The organism is Pseudomonas sp. SMSB3 (assembly GCF_052041965.1).
Taxonomy (GTDB): Bacteria; Pseudomonadota; Gammaproteobacteria; order Pseudomonadales; family Pseudomonadaceae; genus Aquipseudomonas.
Map to the genome: position 1 here is coordinate 158,976 of NZ_JBKGGV010000008.1, position 22,387 is coordinate 181,362.

A 22,387-nucleotide genomic window follows, 5' to 3' on the forward strand; every position below is an offset into this window, starting at 1 on the left:
CATGACCCGCCCGCGCGTGCGCCTCGGCGAGCTGTCGGTAGGCTTTGTCCAACCGCTGGCCCAGGCTTTGCGCGAACTGGGCCACGATCCAGCGCCGCTGCTTACGCGCTATGGCCTGAATGAGGCGCGCTTGGCCGAAGCGGGTGCGCGCTTGTCGATTCCACGCTACATGCATCTGGGCCACGCGGCCATCGAGCTCTGCGCAGAGCCTGCGCTAGGGCTGCGCATGGGGCGCTGGAGCCTGCTGTCGCAGGCAGGCCTTGCCGGCGTCGCCGCTGCCCAGGCGCCAACCCTGGGCGAGGCAGCGCGCACGCTATTGCGCTTCGAGGCGCTGTATGCCGCCAACTACCGGGGCCATTCTCGCTACCAGGAAGACGCTCACGGCGCCTGGCTGGCGTTCTATTCGATCAGCCCTTACAACGCCTACAACCGCTTCGTGGTCGATTCGCTGCTGTCAGGTTGGTTGGCGCAACTCACGGCGATGGTCGATCGCCCGGTGCTCGCCGAACGGCTCGAGGTGGAATTCACCGCCCCCGCCTACGCCGACGATTACCAGCCGCTGTGTACCTCCCCCGTACAGTTCGGCGCCGAGGCCAACCGCTTGCGCTTGAGCCGCGCCACCCTGTCACTGAACAACCCGCAACATTGCCCGAGCACCTACCAGCATTTGCTGCAGCTCTGCGAAAGCGAGCTGTCGCAACGCACCCGCGTGCGCAGCGTGGGCGAGCGCATCACTCACCTGCTCGGCCCGCTGCTCAGCGGTGGGCGCGAGCCGGACCTCGAAGAAGTCGCTCTGCGCCTGCAACTGCCGCCCTGGACCTTGCGGCGCAAACTGGCCGAAGAAGGCACGCGTTTTCGCGACCTGCTCAACGACACGCGACGCGATCTCGCCGAGACCTACATCCGCGATACGGAGCTGACGTTCGGCGAGATCGCCTATTTGTTAGGATTTGCATCGGCCGAGGCCTTCCAGCGCGCATTCAAGCGCTGGACCAGCCTCACACCGGGGGAGTTTCGCCGCAGCCAGCGGCGAGAGGGTCAAAGCTCGGTGGCGTCTTCAGCCGGCTCCGGTGGATCCAGCTCGTAAGCCTGAAATTCGAGCAGCTCTTCCTGATAGTCGTCCATAGCCCTGCGTCCTGTTTCTCATTGATCTTCAATCGTCATCGCTTGAGCCTAGGGGTGGCGTGTGAAGCGATGATGACAAGCTTATGAGTGGTAAACGTAGCAGGCGTTCAGGAAGTTATGCGGGTGCGTCTGTAACAGAGCGTGTGCGCACCTTGGGTGAGGTGCGCAATTCAGCGCCAGGAAACGCTGCAAGCTGCTTACGGCGTTGGAGGTGGAGTTTCCAATGGCTGGGCTTGCTGCTGCACCTCGATTGGCGCCGCTTCCGCTGGCGGGGCGATTGGCTGCGAGCCTTGGCTGTCATCGAGCACCGGTGCACCTGCCTCGCTGGCGGGTGCAGACGCTGCGGGTGTCATTGCGCCAGGCGTGGCCGACGTTGACTCTGGCATTGCGGCCTCAGCCGACGCAGGCGCTTGCAGCGCTGGCGCCGCAGCGGCAGGGGCGACCAACGCCTGCTCAGGCAAGCCCAACGCGGGCGCGGTTTGCTCAGGCTTGGCGGCTGGCTGTTCCACCTTGGCCTTGGCAGCCTTGCGGGCTTTAGGCAGGTAGCTTTCCACCAAGGCGAAGTAGCGGTCGTAGAACTGCGCCGCTGTCACGGTCTCGCTGGCGACCTTGACCATCGAATCGTCGCTCGAGCCGATCGGCATCGAGACCGAGCCGAGCACGCCAACCCCCAGACTCGCCGAGCTATTGGATTTCTTCAGGCCATAGCGGTCCTGCAGGGCGTTGGCGAACATGGTCGAACGCTGGTCATCGTTCACGTCAGGCGCACATGTCACGTTGAAGCTGATCTGCAGGTGATTGTCGCTGTTCTGCTGAAAGCTCTTGTTACCCATCACCTGGTTGGGACCGCTGCTGGTGATGATGTAGCCTTGGCTGAGCAAGGCGCGTCGGGCAGCCTCACAGGAACCGGCGTCGTTCACCGGGAAGCTGCGCGAGTAGGTGCCCGAGTCGTCGAAGTTCTCGTGCTCGTAGATGGCGGCTTTTTTCGAAGAGCAGCCGGTCATGCCTGCCAGCATCAGGGCTACCCCGAGCGCAGCGAAGACGGATGATCTGGCCATTGCGAATTCCGGTTGAGTCAAGAGAGGGCGCCTATTGTGCAACACAGCAGCCGGTCACAGGAACCGTAGATCGGTGAAGAGGCTGTTAGGTTCGAGTAAAACGGTAAACAAGCAAACCGCTGAAACGAAAAAAGCGACCCAAAGGTCGCTTTTTTGTAGCTCCGAGGCGTTCAGGTACCTCGAGGCGAAGATGGCGCAGCGGACGGGACTCGAACCCGCGACCCCCGGCGTGACAGGCCGGTATTCTAACCGACTGAACTACCGCTGCGTATCATTCGGGCTTACGCCCAATTGAAACTTGGGTCTCCCCTGTGGCAAACAAGCCCAGGGCAGGCACAAAAGAAACGACATAGATCGCGTCATTTGTGTGTGCTTCAAAGTGTTCTTGGGACCTTGAAACGAAGATGGCGCAGCGGACGGGACTCGAACCCGCGACCCCCGGCGTGACAGGCCGGTATTCTAACCGACTGAACTACCGCTGCGTATCGTTCAGGCTTGCGCCTGATTGAAACTGGGATCAGCCTCGGGCATTTCGCCCTTGGCTACAGACCGGTGCCAGGCACCCATCTGGTACTGAAAAATGGCGCAGCGGACGGGACTCGAACCCGCGACCCCCGGCGTGACAGGCCGGTATTCTAACCGACTGAACTACCGCTGCGCAGTGCGTTTCTCTCCGGCCGTAGTCTTCATCAAAAGACCGCGACACTAGAAACAGTCTCAGGAAGTGGTGGGTGATGACGGGATCGAACCGCCGACCCTCTGCTTGTAAGGCAGATGCTCTCCCGGCTGAGCTAATCACCCTCGCGATGTTGCTTGTTGCGTTTGCTTCCCTGAGGCCGCGAAATTTACGCAGGTGTCAGCGCTAAGTCAATAGCCCCATTGGATTTTTTTCTAGGAGCTGCAAGCTGCCAGAAAAAAGCGCGCAGGGCTTGCGCGGTCGTGAAAGCCTGAAAATAACGAAGGGACCCTGCGGTCCCCTCTTGCAACTTGCAGCTTGTGGCTTACATGTAGATCATCTTGCGCGTCATGCCGCCGTCGACCACGAATTCCTGGCCGGTGACGAACGCCGCCTGGCGCGACAGCAGCCAAGCGACCATGGCAGCGACATCTTCTACCGTCCCTACCCTGCCCGTCGGGTGCTGGGCGTGGTCGGCTTCGCTCAAGGGCTCGGCACGGCGTTGCGCAGGGTCACGAGCATCGATCCAGCCGGGGCTCACCGCATTGACTCGGATTTCCGGGCCCAGGCTCATGGCCAGGGCATGGGTCAATGCCACCAGGCCGCCCTTGCTGGCTGCGTAGGCCTCGGTGTCCGGCTCCGACTGCCGCGCTCGGGTCGAGGTCAGGTTGACGATGGCCCCATTGTGCGCACGCAGGTACGGCGCGCAATGCTTGGCCAGCAACATCGGGCCACTTAGATTGACTGCCAGCACCCGATTCCACTGTGCCAGGCTCAGGCTCTCCAGCGTCTGGTTATGCGGGTTGGCGATGGCCGCATTGCACACCAGCGCATCCAGGCGACCGAACTGGCCCAGCACCTCCGACACCCCGGCACTGACCTGGGCCTCTTCGGCAACGTCCATGCTGATGAACCAGGCATTGTCACCCAGCGCCTTGGCTACCTTGGCACCGCGTTGGCGATCAAGGTCGCTGAGCACCACTTGCCAGCCCTCGCAGATCAACCAGGCGGCGATCCCCAGGCCGATACCGCGAGCGGCGCCGGTGACCAGGGCGACCCGTCCGTTATGGCCTGGCGCCCCGCCCCTGATTTCCATCACAGCGCGGCCAGTCCACGGGCGAGGTCCGCCTGCAGGTCGGCAACGTCTTCCAGGCCTACGGCAACGCGGATGAGGCTGTCGCGAATGCCTGCGGCGTCACGCTCCTGCGCCGACAGGCGGCCGTGGGAGGTGGTTGCCGGGTGGGCAATGGTGGTCTTGCTGTCGCCCAGGTTGGTCGTGATCGACACCACACGGGTGGCGTCGATGACGCGCCAGGCGCCTTCCTTGCCACCTTTGACCTCGAAGCTCACCACCGCACCGAAACCACTCATCTGGCGCTTGGCCAGCTCGTGTTGCGGGTGGCTCGGCAGGCCGGCGTAGTGCACTTTCTCGACGCCCGGTTGCTGCTCCAGCCATTCGGCCAGGCGCTGGGCGCTCTCGCAATGCGCGCGCATGCGCAGCTTGAGGGTTTCCAGACCCTTGGTGAAGATCCAGGCATTGAACGGGCTGAGGGTCGGCCCCGCAGTACGCAGAAAACCAACCACTTCTTTCATCTGCTCGGCGCGGCCCGCCACCGCCCCGCCCATGCAACGACCTTGGCCGTCGATGAACTTGGTGGCTGAGTGGAACACGATGTCGGCGCCCAGCTTGAGCGGCTGTTGCAGCGCCGGAGTGCTGAAGCAGTTGTCCACCACCAGCATGGCACCGCGGGCGTGAGCGACTTCGGCGAGCCCGGCGATATCGACCAATTCTGCCAACGGGTTGGACGGCGATTCGACGACCAGCAGCTTGGTGTTGGCCTTGATCGCTTTTTCCCAACCGCCAAGCTCGACCAGCGGCACGTAGTCCACTTGCAAACCGAAGCGTTTGAGGTATTTCTCGAACAGACTGATGGTCGAGCCGAACACGCTTTGCGAGACCAGCACATGATCGCCGGCACTGCACAGCGACATCACCACGGCGAGCAATGCCGACATGCCGGTGGAGGTTGCCACGGCCTGCTCGGCGCCCTCCATCGCTGCCAGACGCTCCTCGAAGGCGCGCACCGTGGGGTTGGTGTAGCGCGAGTAGACATTGCCCGGCGTATCACCGGCGAACCGCGCTGCAGCGTCGGCTGCCGTGCGGAATACATAGCTGGAGGTCAGAAACAGCGCTTCGCTATGCTCTGCTTCCGGTGTACGGTTTTGACCGGCGCGCACCGCCAGGGTGTCGAAGCCGACACCCTCGAGGTCGCTGTCCAGTCGACCGGCATCCCATTGGTCCGTCATGCCGTCGCTCCCAAAATCAGTTGTTGTAGAGGTCGATGATCGCGCTGACAGCCTGGTTCTTGACCTTGGCCAGATCATTACGGGCCTGCTCGATACGATCGAGGTAAGCCTCGTCGATGTCACCGGTGACGTATTCACCGTTGAACACTGCGCAATCGAAGTGATCGATCTTGATCTTGCCGCCACCGACCGAATCGATCAGGTCCGGCAGATCCTGGTAGACCAGCCAGTCGGCGCCGATCAACTCGGCCACCTGGTCGGTGGTACGGTTGTGGGCGATCAGTTCGTGGACACTCGGCATGTCGATGCCGTAGACGTTGGGGTAACGCACCGCAGGGGCAGCGGAGCAGAAGTAGACATTCTTGGCGCCGGCTTCGCGCGCCATCTGGATGATCTGCTTGCAGGTGGTACCGCGGACGATCGAGTCGTCCACCAGCATCACGTTCTTGCCGCGGAATTCCAGTTCGATGGCATTGAGCTTCTGGCGCACCGATTTCTTGCGTGCGGCCTGGCCAGGCATGATGAAGGTACGGCCGATGTAGCGGTTCTTGACGAAGCCTTCGCGGAATTTCACGCCCAGCCGGTTGGCCAGTTCCAGTGCGGCCGTGCGGCTGGTATCCGGAATCGGGATGACCACGTCGATGTCGTGCTCAGGGCGCTCGCGCATGATCTTGTCGGCAAGCTTTTCACCCATGCGCAGACGCGCCTTGTATACCGAGATGCCGTCGATGATCGAGTCGGGACGGGCCAGGTATACGTGTTCGAAAATGCACGGTTGCAGTTTCGAGGCGCTCGCGCACTGCTTGGTGTGCAGCTGGCCGCCTTCGGTGATGTAGACGGCTTCGCCAGGCGCCAGGTCGCGGATCAGGGTGAAGCCGAGCACGTCCAGGGCCACGCTTTCAGAAGCGATCATGTATTCCACGCCTTCGTCGGTGTGGCGCTGACCGAAGACCACTGGCCGAATGCCGTTCGGATCACGGAAACCGACTACGCCGTAACCGGTGATCATGGCCACCACCGCGTAGCCACCGACGCAGCGGCTGTGCACATGGGACACCGCAGCGAATACGTCTTCCTCGGTCGGCTGCAGCTTGCCGCGTACCGCCAGTTCATGGGCGAACACGTTGAGCAGCACTTCCGAATCGGAATTGGTGTTGACGTGGCGCAGGTCGGACTCGTAGATCTCCTTGGCCAGCTGCTCGACGTTGGTCAGGTTGCCGTTGTGCGCCAGGGTGATGCCGTACGGCGAGTTGACGTAGAACGGCTGCGCCTCGGCCGAGGTGGAACTGCCTGCCGTTGGGTAGCGCACATGGCCGATGCCGATGTTGCCCACCAGGCGCTGCATGTGACGCTGCTGGAAGACATCGCGCACCAGGCCATTGTCCTTGCGCAGGAACAACCGGCCGTCGTGGCTGGTCACGATACCGGCAGCATCCTGGCCGCGGTGCTGGAGGACCGTAAGCGCGTCATACAGCGCCTGATTGACGTTCGACTTACCGACGATACCGACGATGCCACACATGCGACGCAACCCCTACTTTGATGAAACTTGAACGAACAGTGCTCAGGGCTTAGCCGGCCCGAGTAACTGCTCCTTGAATGGAAGATCAGCCGGAGCGCTGATCACCCCACTGGAAGCCCACTGACCGGTGAAACCCAGGATCAGGTTTTTCGACCAGTCAGCGATCAGAAGAAACTGTGGAATCAGCCGCGATTCCTGCCACCAGGCATCCTGTTGCACAGGCCCCAGACTGAGCAGGCCAACCGCCACTACCACCAGCAACGCACCCCGCGCAGCACCGAAGGCCATGCCCAGGAAACGATCGGTACCCGACAAGCCCGTCACCCGGATCAACTCACCGATGAGGAAGTTGAGCATGGCGCCGACCAGCAAGGTGGCGACGAAAAGAATGGCGCAACCGGCGATGACCCGCATCGACGGCGTCTGGATGTAGCTCTCAAGGTACACCGAAAGCGAGCCACCGAACATCCAGGCGACCGCGCCCGCAACGATCCAGATAAGCAGCGACAGCGCTTCTTTGACGAAGCCGCGCTTGAGACTGATCAGTGTGGAGACGGCGATGATCGCAATGATCGCCCAATCAACCAGGGTAAAGGCCACGGTGCTGCCTGCAGGTATTTGAGGCGGCGCATTTTACCAGAGGGAAAGGCTGGGAGTAAGCGGAATGTCGGCTGGTTTGCTCGCCGTCATGCAGATCCTGCTCACTCAGCTAGGTGAAGGTGTTGGCACTGATCTGCCAGTGCCAACGGTGTGGCGCAACCGGTACGTCAGCCTTTTTCCGGCTGGAAACGCACCACGAAGCCATTGAGTTTCTGCTGGCGATTGAGCGTTTCGCGCAGTTTGTCCGCTTCGGCGCGCTCGATCAGCGGCCCTACGAACACCCGATTGAGCCCACCTGCAGTGCGAATGTAGGCGTTGTAGCCTTGGCTGCGCAGGGTTTTCTGCAGGTTTTCGGCACCCGCGCGGCTGGACAGGCTGGCCAGTTGGACCGACCAGCTGACCGGCAGGCCATTGGCATCGATCTTCGACGGCGCATTCGCTGTGGCGGTGGCTGCCGTGGACTTGGGCGCGGATGGCGCAGCTTGCTGGGATTGCGCCTGCGGTTGAGCTGGAGCTTGCGCCTGGGTCTGTGGCGATGGCGTGATCGGCTGACTAGGCCGAGTTGCAGGCGCACTGGACTCATCGACGACCACCGGCGCTTGCTCAGGCTCGCTTGGCAATGGCTGGGGCTCAGGAACGGCAACCGGGTCGACCTTGACTTCTGGCAAGCTGGGCATGGCCGGCGCTTGCGGCGCATCGACCTGTACCTGGCGCATTTCGTCCTGGCGAGTGAACAACATGGGCAGGAAGATCACCGCCAGCGCCACCAGCACCAACGCACCGACCATGCGCTGCTTCACCCCTTTGTCCAGCACTGCCATTTGATCACCCCTCCAGGGCTTGCCGCTCCAGCCATTCCAGGGCTTGGGCGACGCAGAAAAACGAACCGAACAGCAGGATCTGGTCATCCGCCGTCGCCAGCGCGCATTGCCCTTCTAGGGCCGCGTCGACGCTGGCATAAGACTTCACGGTTGCGCCATGGTTCGTCAAGGCGTTGGCAAGCTCGGCGGCCGTGCGGCTGCGCGGCGTGTCCAGCGGTGCAACCGCCCAGTCGTCGATCAGCCCATGCAACGGTTCGATGACCCCGTCGAGGTCCTTGTCGAACAGCAGACCGAACACCGCCAAGCGACGCCCCTTCAGCGGCCGAGCCGCCAGACGGCGAGCCAGATACTGCGCCGCATGCGGGTTGTGCCCCACGTCGAGCAGCAACTCCACCGCCCTGCCCTGCCACATCACCTGGCGCCGATCCAGACGCCCGACGATGCGGGTGTCGCGCAGTGCCTGGCTGATCTGGACCGGGTCCCAGGACAGGCCCATCAACAGATAGGCTTGCAAGGCCAGGGCCGCATTTTCCATTGGCAGATCCAGCAACGGCAGATCGCGCAACGCGACCTCGGTGCCGTCGGCGGCGGTCCCGCGCCAGTGCCAGGCCGCTTCGGCAACACTCAGCTCGAAATCACGGCCGCGCAGCGACAGTGGCGCCGCCAGTGCTTTGGCCTTGTCCAGCAATGGCTTGGGTGGATCAAGGTCGCCGCACAGTGCAGGCTTGCCGGGGCGGAAGATCCCGGCTTTTTCGAACGCCACCTTTTCCCGGGTATCGCCCAGATAATCGACGTGATCGACGCCAATGCTGGTCACCAGGGCCATATCGGCATCGACCACATTCACGGTATCCAGCCGGCCACCCAGACCCACCTCGAGCACCACGACATCGAGTTGCGACTGCTCGAACAGCCAGAACGCAGCCAAGGTGCCCATTTCGAAGTAGGTCAGGGAAGTATCGCCACGCGCCGCTTCGACGGCGGCGAATGCTTCGCACAGGCGCGCGTCGCTGGCTTCTCGTCCATCGATCAGCACCCGCTCGTTGTAGCGCAGCAGGTGCGGCGAGCTGTACACGCCCACTTTCAAGCCCTGGGCGCGTAACAACGAGGCCACGAAGGCGCAGGTGGACCCCTTGCCGTTGGTGCCCGTCACCGTCACGATGCGCGGCGCCAATTTGCCCAGCGCCAGCCGGGCCAGCACCTGTTGCGAGCGCTCAAGCCCCATGTCGATGGCCGAGGGATGCAGTTGCTCGAGGTAGGCGAGCCACTCGCCCAGGGTGCGTTGGCTCATCACGCGACCGCAGCCGCCTCGCGGGCCTGCTCTGGCGTCGGCTGGCCGGTCATCTGCGCGAGCAGGCGGGCCAGACGCGGGCGCAGTTCGCCACGGGAGATGATCAGGTCGATCGCGCCGTGCTCGAGCAGGAATTCGCTGCGCTGGAAGCCTTCGGGCAGTTTCTCGCGCACGGTCTGTTCGATCACCCGAGGGCCGGCGAAGCCGATCAGTGCCTTCGGCTCGCCGACGATGACGTCACCGAGCATTGCCAGGCTGGCGGAGACGCCGCCATACACCGGGTCGGTAAGCACGGAGATGAACGGAATACCCTCTTCACGCAGGCGCGCCAGCACTGCCGAGGTCTTGGCCATCTGCATCAGCGAGATCAGCGCTTCTTGCATGCGCGCACCGCCGGAGGCCGAGAAGCAGATCATCGGGCAGCGGTTTTCCAGCGCATAGTTGGCCGCGCGCACGAAGCGCTCGCCGACCACGGCGCCCATGGAACCGCCCATGAAGGAGAATTCGAAGGCGCTGACCACGATCGGCATGCCCATCAGGGTGCCGCTCATGGAGATCAGGGCGTCTTTTTCGCCGGTCTGCTTTTGTGCACCGGTCAGGCGGTCCTTGTACTTCTTGCCGTCACGGAACTTCAGGCGGTCGACCGGTTCCAGGTCGGCGCCCAGCTCGGCGCGGCCTTCTTCATCGAGGAAGATGTCGATGCGCGCGCGGGCACCGATGCGCATGTGGTGATTGCACTTGGGGCAGACATCGAGGGTCTTTTCCAGCTCCGGACGATACAGCACGGCCTCGCACGCTGGGCATTTATGCCACAGACCTTCCGGCACCGAGCTCTTCTTCACCTCGGAACGCATGATCGAAGGGATCAGTTTGTCGACTAACCAGTTGCTCATGCTTTCTCTCTCCAGTATTGGCGGACGGGGGCCGGTCGGCCGGCCATGCCCTGCCCTTAACTCTTTTATGAAACGATGACGGCCCGGCTGCAGGGCATGCCTGCGCAGCGCGCCGTCTTCAATATGTGTGCAGGCCGCGGAACGTGCCGCCGGCCACCCCGCAGGGCTGCGCAAGCTATGGACGATGGCGCGCCGCCAGCCGTCACATCTGCCATCACGCCTGCTTCACGGCCCGAACGAAGGCTGCGATCTTGGCTGCATCCTTGACGCCCTTGGCCTGTTCGACCCCGCCACTGACATCCACCGCAAAAGGCCGAACCTCACTGATCGCCTGGCCGACATTGGCGGCCGAAAGGCCGCCGGCGAGAATGATCGGCTTGCTCAGCCGCTGCGGCACCAGGGACCAGTCGAAGGCCTCGCCAGTCCCCCCCGGCACACCCGGCACATACGTGTCGAGCAGGATGCCACGGGCGTTGGCGTAGTGCTGGCAAGCGGCCTCCAGGTCATCGCCGGGACGTACACGCAGGGCTTTGATCCAGGGGCGCTGATAACCGTCGCACTCGGCCGGTGTCTCGTCGCCGTGGAACTGTAGCAGGTCCAACGGCAGCGCCTCGAGGATCTCGTTAAGCTCGCAGCGTGAAGCGTTTACGAACAGGCCGACGGTGGTCACGAACGGCGGCAACTCGGCCATGATCGCCCGCGCCTGACGTACATCTACCGCTCGCGGACTCTTGGCGTAGAAGACCAGACCGATGGCATCGGCGCCCGCGTCGGCGGCTGCCAGGGCGTCTTCGATGCGGGTAATGCCGCAGATCTTGCTGCGAACAGTGTGCATGGAGTACAGACCTTGGGTGGCAAGTGAGGGCCCAGATGGTAACAAATGACGCCTGATGCGTCAGTCGGCCAGGGCCTCGTAACCGCTGAGAAAGTGTGGGCCAATGTAACGCTCGGGCAAGGGGTACGCCTCGGGGTACTCCACCTGCACCAGGTACAAGCCGTAGGGATGCGCGGTCACGCCACCGGCGCGGCGGTCGCGGCCTAGCAACACTTCAGCGGCCCATTGCACTGGGCGCTCGCCCGCGCCGATGGTCATCAGCACGCCAGCAATGTTGCGCACCATGTGGTGCAGGAATGCGGTCGCACGCACATCCAGCACGATCATTCGGCCGTGGCGGGTCACGCGCAGGTGGTAAATGTGCTTGATCGGCGACTTGGCCTGGCACTGGCTGGCGCGGAACGCGCTGAAATCGTGGGTGCCGAGCAAGTGCTGGGCGGCCTGGGCCATGCGCTCGACATCCAGCGGGCGATGGTTCCAGGTCACCTCTTCGGCCAGGTGCGCCGGGCGGATCGGGTCGTTGTAGATCACGTAGCGGTAACGCCGGGCACAGGCCTTGAAGCGCGCATGGAAGTCGCTGGGCATCGGCCGCGACCAGACCACACTGATATCGTGCGGCAGGTTGAAATTGGTCCCCAGTGTCCAGGCACGCTCGTCACGCACGGCGCGTGTGTCGAAATGCACGACTTGGCCACAGCCGTGCACGCCGGCATCGGTGCGCCCGGCGCAGATGACGCTGATGGGCTCGTCGGCGACTTTCGACAGCGCCTGTTCCAGCGCCTGCTGAACACTCGGCACGCCACTGGCCTGACGTTGCCAACCGCGGTAGCGCGAGCCTTTGTATTCCACCCCCAGGGCTATGCGGGTGAAGCCTTCGGCGGCCGATTCGGTGGCGGCGGGGTCGATGATATCCAAGAGCCTGAAACCTGTGGGTCTGCGAAATGGCGGGGATTATAACGACAACGGCAGCCTCGTTGGGCTGCCGTTGCAACTTCCATGGGGTCGCACGCGCAATTCAGACCAGGCGTGAGAGCATGTCCTGGGCCTCTGAACGCTGACCGTCGTCACCATCCTTGACCACTTCATCGAGGATATCGCGAGCGCCCTGTTGATCACCCATGTCGATGTAGGCCCGCGCCAGGTCCAGCTTGGTCGCCACCTCGTCGGCCCCGGAGAAGAAGTCAAAATCCAAATCGTCCAGCGGTTCAAGCTCGGCGGCGGCGTCTTCTGCACCGAAATGCGGCTCCAACGACGGCGTCTCCAGGCTTTGCGACAGCTTGTCCAGTTCGGCGTTGACGTCGCTCATTTCCGAGGCGAAGCTCTGGGCCGCCGGTGAATCGTCCTCAAGCGACAGCGAAAGATCGAAATCATCGGGCAGTTCGAGTTCGGAGATCGGATCGAATTCGGGCAAGGTATCGAACGCAGCGAGCTCGGCGGCAACGTCCACGGGCGTTTCATCAGCCCCAGCGCTGCTCGGCTCGGCAATGTCCAGGTCGAAATCGGCCAGGTCATCGGCGCTTTGCGTCAGCGCTTGAGCCTGGGCGAGCATGGCTTCGAAATCGTCATCGGCATCGGCTGGCGCGGTGACTGCAGACTCCAGGGGTGGCGTCTGCCCCAGCACCGGCGGCTCGAGTGGATCATCGACCGGTAAATCGTCATCCAGGCTCAGATCAAAGGCACTGGCGAGCGCATGGTCGTCGAGTACCGAGGTTTCGCTGAACGCTTCTGCCGCCGCGTCGAGCTCGGCCTGGGACGTTTGCTCGGGTTCCACCGGGACCTGCGTTTCGAGCGCATCTGCAGCTTCAGCCGCGCTATCGACCGCTGCTGGCGGCGTGTCCTGGAGCAGGTCCTCGACGTACTGCTGATCCCTCTCTGCGGCCAGCGCTGCAGCACCCAGACCTGCGGCAGCCAGGCCCAGCATGGCCGGGAAACGCGCCTTGAGGTCATTGACCTGGGCCGCGTTGGCGGGGCTGTCAGGCAATGTACGCTCCTGCTCGACGAAGCCGCTGTGGTCGCCCTGACGCGCGTAGACCTCCATCAGCTTCAGGCGCAGCGTTTCATTCTGCGGCTGCGTTGCAATCGCGCCTTCCAGAAGATCCGCGGCATGGTTCAGCCGGCCGCGCGAGATGCTCAGATCGACTTCGGCGAGCAGCGCTTCATTCGGATCGAGGCTGCTCGGACCCTCATCGACGGCAGCGACTGCGGCCGGCGTCGCTGGGCGTTCAGCAGCAGTGGCAGCGGCAGCCGAGGCCGCAACCACGGCTGGCGACAGGGTAACGCTTGGCGCTGACACCTCAAGGCCATCGAAGCTGCTCGGCGGCAGGTCGAGATCAGGGTTGCGCTCGCCTTCCTCGGCCAAGGCGCGGGCCATCCGCAGGTGTTTTTCGGCTTCCTGCTGGGCTTTGCGTTTACGCGCCAGCAGCAACAGCAGCAGCAACAACACCAGGAACGCGGAGCCGGCGATCAAGCCGAGTATCAGCGGATTGCCGAGCATTTCGTCCAAGGCACTGGGCTGACCCTGAGCCGGCTGATCGGCCACCGGGGCAGGTGCTTCGCTGGCGAGCGCTGGTGGCGCGGTATCCACCGCCGCCGGCGCCGGGGTCACGACCGGCTCGACAGGGGCTGGCTGGGCTTCCACGGGCTGCGCCGGTGCCGGCTCGCCGGGCAAGGTGGCGACCGCTGGCGCATCGGCTGCCGGTGCCGGTGCGGATTCGGGCGCTGCGCCTTGAGCTTCCAGGCGCGCGAGTTGGTCGTTCTTCAGCTGGATCAGTTTTTCCAGCTTGTCCAGCTGGCTTTGCAGGTCGCTCATGCGGCTCTTCAGCTCGTCGTTGTCGCGACGACTGGTATCCAGGCTTTCCTGAGCCACGGCAAGCTTGTCGTTGAGCGCCTTGGCATTGTTGCCAGCAGGCTGATTGGCGGGGCTGACCAGGCGCAGGTTGTCGCCCTGGGCGATGCGCTCCGGGGCAGCATCGGCAGCGCCGCGGCGGGTAGCATCGAGCTGCCGTGCGCGTGGCCCGAGGCGGCGGCCTTCACGCCAGGCGGCGTATTGCTCGGCCACTTCACGGTTGGCTTCGCCTTGCGGGATGCTCTGGATCTGCTGCGGGTCGGGCAAGCGCAATACCTGGCCGACCTTGAGCTGGTTGATATTGTTGCCGATGAAGGCATCAGGGTTCAGTGCCTGGATGGCGATCATGGTCTGCTGCACCGAGCCGCCACCCTGGGTATTGCGTGCAGCAATCTGCCACAGTGTGTCGCGACGCTTGGTGGTATAGCTGCCAGCGCTGCTGGTTGCTGGATTGACGTTGGCGGCGCCAGGCTGCTGGCCCTGGGCGCTGGCCTGGTCGAGCAACACGCTGTAATCGCGCAGCAAGCGACCTTGCGGCCACATCACCTGAACCAGGAACTTGACCACCGACCCGGGCAGCGGCTGGCTGGAGGTGACGCGCAGCACGCTCTTGCCATTGGGATTGATCACGGGGGTGAAGGTCAGGTCTTGCAGGTAGTTGGCAAACTCGACCCCGGCCTTGCTGAATTCTTCAGGCGGCGCCAGGCTTGGCGCCACTTCGGCTGCAGTGAGGTCGCGCACATCGAGTAGTTCGATCTCGGCGTCCAGGGGCTGGTTCTGCGCCGACTTCAGCGTCAGCTCGCCCAACCCGAGGGCATTCGCCATGCCCGACGTCAGCGCGGAAGCTGCCGCCATGGCCAGAACCAGTTTGCGAATTCGAAGCATGACCTCTTCCCTTGTATGAATCGTCCCGAAAACCGGCGGGTGGCGCGGAACACAGTGCTCGCCAGTATCTTTTACACCATGTGTTTAATCAACAATTGTGCCACTTGCACAGCGTTCAACGCGGCGCCCTTGCGCAGGTTGTCGGTGGTCAGCCAGAGATTGAGTTGCTGAGGTTCGTCAATTCCGTGGCGTACACGACCAACATAGACCACGTCCTGGCCGACTGCGTCACCAACCGGGGTTGGATAATCGTCGTTTTCGACGGTTTCGATGCTTTCGGCCTGTTCCAGGGCGTGATTGACCTGCGTCAGGTCGACAGGGGCACTGCTTTGTACCGACACACTGAAGCTATCGCCGAAAAACACTGGGACTTGAATGCAACTGACGGCGATTTTCAATTCGGGCAGGTTCAGCAACACGCGCAATTCGCTGACCAGGCGACGCTCGAGGGCAGTGTGGCCGTCTTCATCGACAGCGCCGACCTGGGCGAGCACGTTGAACGCGACCTGGCGGTCGAAGAAGCGTGGCTCCAGCGGCCGGGCGTTGAGCAGTTCGGCCGTTTGTCTGGCAAGCTCATTGACCGCTTCGCGGCCTTGCGCGGAAACGGCCAGGGCAGCCATGACCTGTACACACTGGATGTCGAGCTGGTCTTTGAGCGGGGCCAGGGCAACAGCCAGGGCCACGGCTGCGCAGCTGGGGCTGGTGATGCGTGCTGGCAATGGCAGCTCGGCCAGGCAGTGGGCGTTTGCCTCGGGTACCACGGCGAGGGCGTCGTCGAGGCCGCCTGACAGGTCGATGACGCTGCAGCCTGCTTGCTGGGCCTTGTCTGCGAAGCTGCGGCTGACAGCGGGGCTGGTGGCGAAAAAGGCCAGTTTGACCTGGGCGAAATCGAAACTGTCGACTTCGCGCACCTTGAGTTTCTTGCCGGCGAACATGACGCTGCTGCCCGCCGATTCCATGCTTGCCAGCAGGTGCAGGGTGCCTACAGGGAAGGCCAGTTCTTCGAGGATCTGTACGAGGGTTTCACCGACGCTGCCGGTGGCGCCAACGACGGCGATGTCCAACGAGGTATTCATGGGAGGATCCTTTTAGCTGTTACGGCGGGGGCGGCACTTTACGCGTATTGTGCGGTTTTGTCTGTCGCAGCAGAACCGCAGCGTTGCTGCAAGCTTCGCTTTCGAGTTCACCTCCGCTCTCGCTCTTTTTCTTGCTCTCGCTCTCGCTCTTGCTCTTGCTCTTGCTCTTGCTCTTGCTCTTGCTCTTGCTCTTGCTCTTGCTCTTGCTCTTGCTTCGGCTTCTAAGCGCACGGTAGTCCAGGCAACGCAAATTGCGACCTCAGGAGGCCGAGCGTAGGTGTCTGGAGGGCCCAGGGTGCGTAGCACCCCCGACGGCGTAGCCGGAGGACGCGAGCTGTACGACTTGCGTAGCAAGTTGTGGCCGCGCAGGGCCCGCAAGACGCCGAAGCGAGGGGACCCCGGAGCGCAGCGCAGGGGCCGTATGTGGGAGCGCAGCGTTTTTTGGTTACTTTTTGTCGCGTTTGACAAAAAGTGACTCGCCGTAAGGGCGAAAAGGTGATTGTGCGCAATCATCGCTAATGAATGCGCATCGGATGCCAAAGCCCCACGTTTCAAACTTCAAATTTCAAACTTCAAACTTCAAACTTCAAACTTCAAACTTCAAACTTCAAACTTCAAACTTCAAACTTCAAACTTCAAACTTCAAACTTCAAACTTCAAACTTCAAACTTCAAACTTCAAACTTCAAACTTATAACTTTAATCTTTGAATTGGAATTAAAAGCCAGGAGCTGAAAGGCGAGATTGTTTTGATAGCTCAGCGGTATTCATTGGCGATGGCGACGCTCAATCACCTTTTCGCCTTTACGGCGAGCCCCTTTTTGACGGGGCAAAAAGGAACCAAAAACCCCTCGCTCCCACATCCGGCCCCTGCGCTGCGCTCCGGGGTCCCCTCGCTCCGGCGTCTTGCGGGCCCTGCGCGGCCACAACTTGCTACGCAAGTCGTACAGCTCGCGTCCTCCGGCTACGCCGTCGGGGGTGCTGCGCACCCTGGGCCCTCCAGACGCCTACGCTCGGCCTCCTGAGGTCGCAATTTGTGCTGCCTGAACTATCGCGCACTTAGAAGCAAAAGCAAAAGCAAAAGCAAAAGCAAAAGCTAGTCAACTAGACTGCAAGTACAAGTGCCGAGATGGATATTAGCAGGACGAAAAAAAACCGCGCCGACCGGCACGGTTTTTTTGCGGCGAGCGTAAATCAACGTTCCAGCAAGATCCGCAACATGCGACGCAGCGGCTCGGCAGCACCCCACAACAACTGGTCACCAACGGTAAACGCACCGAGGTACTGCGACCCCATGTTCAGCTTACGCAGACGACCAACTGGGATATTCAGAGTACCAGTCACCTTGGTAGGCGCCAGCTCCTGCATGCTGATCTCGCGCTGATTCGGCACCAGTTTAACCCAAGGGTTGTGCTGGCTGATCATGCCTTCGATGTCCGCCAGCGGCACATCCTTGTTCAGCTTGATGGTCAGCGCCTGGCTGTGGCAGCGCATGGCACCGATGCGAACGCAGATACCATCGACCGGAATCGGGCTCTTGAAGCGACCGAGAATCTTGTTGGTCTCGGCCTGGGCCTTCCACTCCTCACGGCTCTGGCCGTTCGGCAATTCCTTGTCGATCCACGGAATCAAACTGCCGGCCAACGGCACACCGAAGTTCTCGGTTGGGAATGCCTCGCCGCGCATGGCCTCGGCTACCTTGCGGTCGATGTCGAGGATGGCGCTGGCCGGGTTGGCTAGGTCATCGGCAACCGCCGCGTGGGTAGCGCCCATCTGCTTGATCAACTCGCGCATGTTCTGCGCACCGGCGCCAGAGGCGGCCTGGTAGGTCATGGCGCTCATCCATTCGACCAGGCCTGCTTCGAACAGACCGCCCAGGCCCATCAACATCAGGCTGACGGTGCAGTTGCCACCGATGTAGTTCTTGGTCCCGGCATCGAGCTGCTGATCGATCACCTTGCGGTTGACCGGGTCCAGCACGATTACCGCATCATCCTGCATGCGCAGCGACGAAGCGGCGTCGATCCAGTAGCCCTGCCAGCCGGCTTCGCGCAGCTTGGGGAACACCTCGTTGGTGTAGTCGCCGCCCTGGCAGGTCAGGATCACGTCGAGGGTCTTGAGCTCATCGATCGAATAAGCGTCCTTGAGCGGAGCAATGTCCTTGCCCACATTAGGGCCTTGGCCACCCACATTGGAAGTGGTGAAGAACACTGGCTCGATAAGGTCGAAGTCCTGCTCCTCCAGCATCCGCTGCATGAGCACGGAACCGACCATACCGCGCCAACCGATCAGACCTACACGTTTCATCGCAACTACACCTTTGCTAAAAGTGGGCCGCCACCTCAAGTTTGCCGTGGCGGGCCAGAGAGATTACAGATTCCGCAGCGCTGCGACTACTGCGTCGCCCATTTCCTGCGTGCCGACTTTGTTACAACCCGCCGACCAGATGTCACCGGTGCGCAGGCCCTGGTCGAGAACCAGGCTGACCGCCTGCTCGATCGCCCCAGCCGCCAGGTGCTGATTGAAGCTGTAGCGCAGCATCATCGACACCGAGAGAATGGTCGCCAATGGGTTAGCGATGCCCTGCCCGGCGATGTCCGGAGCCGAACCATGGCAAGGTTCGTACATGCCCTTGTTATTGGCGTCAAGGGAGGCCGACGGCAGCATGCCGATGGAGCCAGTCAGCATCGAAGCTTCGTCCGACAGAATGTCACCGAACATGTTATCGGTCACCACCACGTCGAACTGTTTCGGCGCTCGCACCAGCTGCATGGCCGCGTTGTCGACGTACATGTGGCTCAACTCTACGTCCGGATAGTCCTTGGCCACCTCCTCCACCACTTCGCGCCACAACTGGCTGGAGGCCAGCACGTTGGCCTTGTCGACCGAACACAGCTTCTTGCCACGCACGCGCGCCATGTCGAAGCCGACGCGGGCAATCCGGCGTACTTCGCTTTCGCTGTATGGCAGGGTGTCGTAAGCCTGGCGTTCGCCGCCCTCAAGCTCGCGCTGGCCGCGAGGCGCGCCGAAGTAGATGCCACCGGTCAGCTCACGGACGATCAGAATGTCCAGGCCCGAGACGATTTCCGGCTTCAGCGACGACGCGTCGGCCAGTTGCGGATAGAGAATGGCAGGCCGCAGGTTGGCGAACAGGCCCAGCTGCGAACGGATTTTCAACAGCCCCCGTTCGGGGCGCACGTCACGCTCGATCTTGTCCCACTTCGGCCCGCCTACGGCGCCCAGCAATACGGCGTCTGCCTTGCGCGCACGCTCAAGCGTCTCATCGGCCAGCGGTACGCCATGCTTGTCGATAGCCGCGCCGCCGATCACGTCATGCTCCAGCTCGAAGCCGAGCTGGAACTTGTCGTTGGCCAGCTCCAGGACCTTGACCGCTTCGGCCATGATTTCCGGGCCAATGCCGTCACCAGGGAGAATCAGAATCTGCTTGCTCATGCTTTCCTCTATTCATTCACGCGGCGCGGCCGTGTCAGCCTCGCCGAAAAGTTCTTAACGCTCTGCCCACAGCACTATTACGTCGGTGCTGAACGAGCCATCGGCTTCGATCTGGTAATACTGCCGCACTTCCTCACCCATGGCTTGCTGCAAATGGCGGATGGCCACACGCATCGGCTCAGGTGTACGCATGCGCTGGACCCAGCTGTCGAATTCCAGGTGCAGGCGCTGACGGCTATGGCTGCGCACATGCAGGCCCGCCTCGCTGACCTGACGCTGCCACTGGGCAGCCGAGTAATCGCGTACATGGCTGGTGTCGCGCAGCACTTCGACGCTCTGCAAGTACGTGTCGAGCAGCGCACTGCCCGGCGACATCACATCGATGAAAGCAGCCACCCCACCTGGCTTGAGCACCCGGCGCACCTCGCGCAAGGCCAGCCCCAGGTCGCTCCAATGATGAGCCGAGTAACGGCTGAAGACGAAATCGAAGCTCGCATCGGGGAAGGTCAGCTGTTCGGCGGCACCGCACTGGGTAACGATATTGCCAAGGCCACGCTCGCTGGCAGCACTGGCCACTACTTCGAGCATCGACTGCGACAGGTCATAGGCAACCACCTCGGTCACCAGCGGCGCGACCTGGAAACTGACGTGACCGGCGCCGCAGCCAAGGTCCAGCACCCGCGCATCACCCCGCCCTGCCAGCTCAGCTTGTAGCAGGGCGAACTCATGGCCTTGGGCGTGTACGGCACTGCTCAGGTAAGCGCTGGCCTGCTCGCCGAACTGGCGTTGTACCACGTCGGTGTGGGTAGTGCTGGTCATCTGTCAGTCCTTTAGCTGTAGGTCGCACGGGCCAGCGCGCTGGGCGGCACGCATGGCCTTACGGTACGGCTCAGTCGCGGAACAACCACGGCTGGCTGCTGCGGTGCTTGCCCTCGAAGTCCTTGATCGCCTCGCTGTCTTGCAAGGTCAGGCCGATGTCATCCAGGCCGTTGAGCAAGCAGTGCTTGCGAAACGCATCGATTTCAAAATGCAGCACCTTGCCATCCGGCCGGGTTACCGCCTGAGCCTGCAGATCGATGGTCAGCTGGTAGCCGGGCGCGGCTTCCACCTGCCTGAACAGCTCATCGACTTCATCGTCGCTGAGGATGATCGGCAGCAGGCCGTTCTTGAAACTGTTGTTGAAGAAGATATCGGCGAAGCTAGGAGCGATCACGCTGCGAAAGCCGTACTCGTCCAACGCCCATGGCGCGTGTTCGCGGCTCGAGCCACAACCGAAGTTTTCCCGCGCCAGCAACACGCTGGCGCCCTGATAACGTGCGTGGTTGAGCACGAAGTCCTGGTTCAGCGGACGTTTGCTGTTGTCCTGATACGGCTGGCCTACATCCAGATAGCGCCACTCGTCGAACAAGTTCGGGCCAAAGCCGGTGCGCTTGATCGATTTGAGAAACTGCTTGGGAATGATCTGGTCGGTGTCGACGTTGGCACGGTCCAACGGCGCGACGAGACCGGTATGCTGGGTAAAGGCTTTCATGCTGCGCTCCCTTGGATCAACTCGCGTACGTCGATGAAGTGACCGGTGACCGCGGCGGCGGCGGCCATGGCCGGGCTGACCAGGTGAGTACGGCCGCCGGCACCCTGACGTCCCTCGAAATTGCGATTGGAGGTCGAGGCGCAGTGCTCGCCGCTTTCCAGGCGGTCCGGGTTCATCGCCAGGCACATCGAGCAGCCGGGCTCACGCCATTCGAAGCCGGCTTCGAGGAAGATCTTGTCCAGCCCTTCGCGTTCGGCCTGAGCCTTGACCAGGCCAGAGCCTGGCACCACCAGGGCCTGCTTGACATTGGCAGCGACCTTGCGGCCCTTGGCGATCTCGGCGGCAGCACGCAAATCTTCGATGCGCGAGTTGGTGCACGAGCCGATGAAAACGCGATCGAGCTTGATGTCGGTGATCGCCTGATTGGCGGCAAGGCCCATGTATTTCAAGGCGCGTTCGATCGAGCCACGCTTGATGAGGTCAGGCTCGGCAGCAGGGTCCGGTACGCGTTGGTCGACAGCCAGAACCATTTCCGGGGAGGTCCCCCAACTGACCTGCGGCTTGATCTGCGCGGCATCGAGCTCGACCACGGTGTCGAACACCGCATCGGCGTCGGACACCAAGGCCTTCCAGGCCTGTTGAGCCTGCTCCCACTGGGCGCCTTTAGGCGCATAGGGACGCCCCTCGACATAAGCGACGGTGGTGTCATCGACGGCGACCAGACCGACGCGGGCGCCCGCTTCGATGGACATGTTGCAGATGGTCATGCGCCCTTCCATCGACAATTCGCGAATGGCGCTGCCAGCGAATTCCATGGCGTGGCCGTTACCACCGGCGGTGCCGATCTTGCCAATCACGGCAAGGACGATGTCCTTGGCGGTGACGCCGGCTGGCAATTGGCCTTCGACGCGCACCAGCATGTTTTTCATCTTCTTGGCGACCAGGCACTGGGTGGCGAGCACATGCTCGACTTCCGAAGTCCCGATGCCATGGGCCAAGGCAGCGAAGGCACCATGGGTGGAGGTATGCGAGTCGCCACAGACCACGGTCATGCCCGGCAAGGTCGCGCCCTGCTCGGGGCTGATGACGTGGACGATACCCTGGCGCTCGTCATTCATCTTGAATTCGACGATGCCGTATTCGTCACAGTTTTCATCAAGGGTCTGCACTTGCAGGCGCGAAACCTGGTCGGCGATGGCTTCGATGCCGCCCTTGCGCTCTGGCGTGGTGGGCACGTTGTGGTCGGGCGTGGCGATGTTGGCATCGATGCGCCACGGCTTGCGCCGGGCCAGACGCAGGCCCTCGAAGGCCTGGGGCGAGGTCACCTCGTGGATGATATGGCGGTCGATGTAGATCAAGGACGAGCCGTCGTCGCGGCGCTTGACCTCATGGGCTTCCCAGAGTTTGTCGTAGAGCGTTTTGCCAGCCATCAGACTGTTCCTCATCAGCGTCTTTCTATGCCAAAGACCC

At 62.4% G+C, this 22,387-nt stretch carries 18 protein-coding genes and 4 tRNA genes; 1 reads left to right on the forward strand and 21 read right to left on the reverse strand.

Features of this window, described 5'->3' with window-relative positions:
- Window position 1: 1 nt before the first annotated feature.
- The gene (locus ACLEJW_RS14955) at window positions 2-1,087 is read left to right on the forward strand and encodes an AraC family transcriptional regulator (protein ID WP_313300918.1); all 1,086 of its coding nucleotides are present in this window, start codon (window positions 2-4) and stop codon (window positions 1,085-1,087) included.
- A gap of 235 nt (window positions 1,088-1,322) precedes the next feature.
- Here ACLEJW_RS14955 and ACLEJW_RS14960 read toward each other — a convergent pair whose 3' ends face one another.
- From ACLEJW_RS14960 to leuC, 21 genes are all read right to left on the reverse strand, one after another.
- Window positions 1,323-2,183, reverse strand: a complete 861-nt coding sequence (locus tag ACLEJW_RS14960) for a DUF2242 domain-containing protein (protein WP_313300921.1) — start codon at window positions 2,181-2,183, stop codon at window positions 1,323-1,325.
- A gap of 191 nt (window positions 2,184-2,374) precedes the next feature.
- Window positions 2,375-2,451: transfer RNA gene (locus ACLEJW_RS14965), tRNA-Asp, on the reverse strand.
- A 137-nt stretch (window positions 2,452-2,588) separates the two neighbouring features.
- Window positions 2,589-2,665 (reverse strand) — tRNA-Asp (locus ACLEJW_RS14970).
- Between the two features lie 99 nt (window positions 2,666-2,764).
- Window positions 2,765-2,841: transfer RNA gene (locus tag ACLEJW_RS14975), tRNA-Asp, on the reverse strand.
- A gap of 67 nt (window positions 2,842-2,908) precedes the next feature.
- A tRNA-Val gene (locus tag ACLEJW_RS14980) sits at window positions 2,909-2,984 on the reverse strand.
- A 200-nt stretch (window positions 2,985-3,184) separates the two neighbouring features.
- Window positions 3,185-3,955, reverse strand: a complete 771-nt coding sequence (locus ACLEJW_RS14985; protein WP_178108388.1) for an SDR family oxidoreductase — start codon at window positions 3,953-3,955, stop codon at window positions 3,185-3,187.
- Entirely contained in the window at window positions 3,955-5,166 is a 1,212-nt protein-coding gene (locus tag ACLEJW_RS14990; protein ID WP_145193200.1) for an O-succinylhomoserine sulfhydrylase, read from the reverse strand. The genes ACLEJW_RS14985 and ACLEJW_RS14990 overlap by 1 nt, the downstream gene beginning before the upstream one ends.
- Before the next feature lie 16 nt (window positions 5,167-5,182).
- A complete protein-coding gene (purF, locus tag ACLEJW_RS14995) occupies window positions 5,183-6,688 on the reverse strand; it encodes an amidophosphoribosyltransferase (RefSeq protein ID WP_145193198.1) in 1,506 nt (501 codons plus the stop codon).
- 42 nt (window positions 6,689-6,730) lie between these two features.
- Window positions 6,731-7,288: a CvpA family protein gene (locus ACLEJW_RS15000; RefSeq protein ID WP_145193196.1), complete on the reverse strand. Its 558-nt coding sequence runs from the start codon at window positions 7,286-7,288 to the stop codon at window positions 6,731-6,733.
- A gap of 167 nt (window positions 7,289-7,455) precedes the next feature.
- Entirely contained in the window at window positions 7,456-8,109 is a 654-nt protein-coding gene (locus ACLEJW_RS15005; RefSeq protein ID WP_145193194.1) for an SPOR domain-containing protein, read from the reverse strand.
- 4 nt (window positions 8,110-8,113) lie between these two features.
- The gene (folC, locus tag ACLEJW_RS15010) at window positions 8,114-9,400 is read right to left on the reverse strand and encodes a bifunctional tetrahydrofolate synthase/dihydrofolate synthase (RefSeq protein ID WP_440777825.1); all 1,287 of its coding nucleotides are present in this window, start codon (window positions 9,398-9,400) and stop codon (window positions 8,114-8,116) included.
- Window positions 9,400-10,293, reverse strand: coding sequence for an acetyl-CoA carboxylase, carboxyltransferase subunit beta (gene accD, locus ACLEJW_RS15015; RefSeq protein ID WP_145193191.1), 894 nt, complete (start codon window positions 10,291-10,293; stop codon window positions 9,400-9,402). Before accD ends, folC begins: the two co-directional genes overlap by 1 nt.
- 214 nt (window positions 10,294-10,507) lie before the next feature.
- A complete protein-coding gene (locus tag ACLEJW_RS15020) occupies window positions 10,508-11,128 on the reverse strand; it encodes a phosphoribosylanthranilate isomerase (protein WP_440777826.1) in 621 nt (206 codons plus the stop codon).
- Between the two features lie 60 nt (window positions 11,129-11,188).
- A complete protein-coding gene (gene truA / locus ACLEJW_RS15025; protein ID WP_440777827.1) occupies window positions 11,189-12,043 on the reverse strand; it encodes a tRNA pseudouridine(38-40) synthase TruA in 855 nt (284 codons plus the stop codon).
- Window positions 12,044-12,143: 100 nt separating this feature from the next.
- Window positions 12,144-14,858, reverse strand: coding sequence for a FimV/HubP family polar landmark protein (locus tag ACLEJW_RS15030; RefSeq protein WP_440777828.1), 2,715 nt, complete (start codon window positions 14,856-14,858; stop codon window positions 12,144-12,146).
- 71 nt (window positions 14,859-14,929) lie between these two features.
- The gene (locus ACLEJW_RS15035; RefSeq protein ID WP_313302660.1) at window positions 14,930-15,934 is read right to left on the reverse strand and encodes an aspartate-semialdehyde dehydrogenase; all 1,005 of its coding nucleotides are present in this window, start codon (window positions 15,932-15,934) and stop codon (window positions 14,930-14,932) included.
- A gap of 1,193 nt (window positions 15,935-17,127) precedes the next feature.
- Entirely contained in the window at window positions 17,128-18,240 is a 1,113-nt protein-coding gene (gene asd, locus ACLEJW_RS15040) for an aspartate-semialdehyde dehydrogenase (RefSeq protein WP_145193172.1), read from the reverse strand.
- 63 nt (window positions 18,241-18,303) lie between these two features.
- On the reverse strand, window positions 18,304-19,386 hold the full coding sequence (leuB, locus tag ACLEJW_RS15045) for a 3-isopropylmalate dehydrogenase (protein WP_313302663.1): 1,083 nt from the start codon (window positions 19,384-19,386) through the stop codon (window positions 18,304-18,306).
- A gap of 54 nt (window positions 19,387-19,440) precedes the next feature.
- The gene (locus ACLEJW_RS15050) at window positions 19,441-20,205 is read right to left on the reverse strand and encodes a class I SAM-dependent methyltransferase (protein ID WP_440777829.1); all 765 of its coding nucleotides are present in this window, start codon (window positions 20,203-20,205) and stop codon (window positions 19,441-19,443) included.
- A gap of 70 nt (window positions 20,206-20,275) precedes the next feature.
- Entirely contained in the window at window positions 20,276-20,917 is a 642-nt protein-coding gene (gene leuD / locus ACLEJW_RS15055) for a 3-isopropylmalate dehydratase small subunit (protein WP_145193165.1), read from the reverse strand.
- The gene (gene leuC / locus ACLEJW_RS15060) at window positions 20,914-22,347 is read right to left on the reverse strand and encodes a 3-isopropylmalate dehydratase large subunit (RefSeq protein WP_440777830.1); all 1,434 of its coding nucleotides are present in this window, start codon (window positions 22,345-22,347) and stop codon (window positions 20,914-20,916) included. Before leuC ends, leuD begins: the two co-directional genes overlap by 4 nt.
- Window positions 22,348-22,387: the final 40 nt, after the last annotated feature.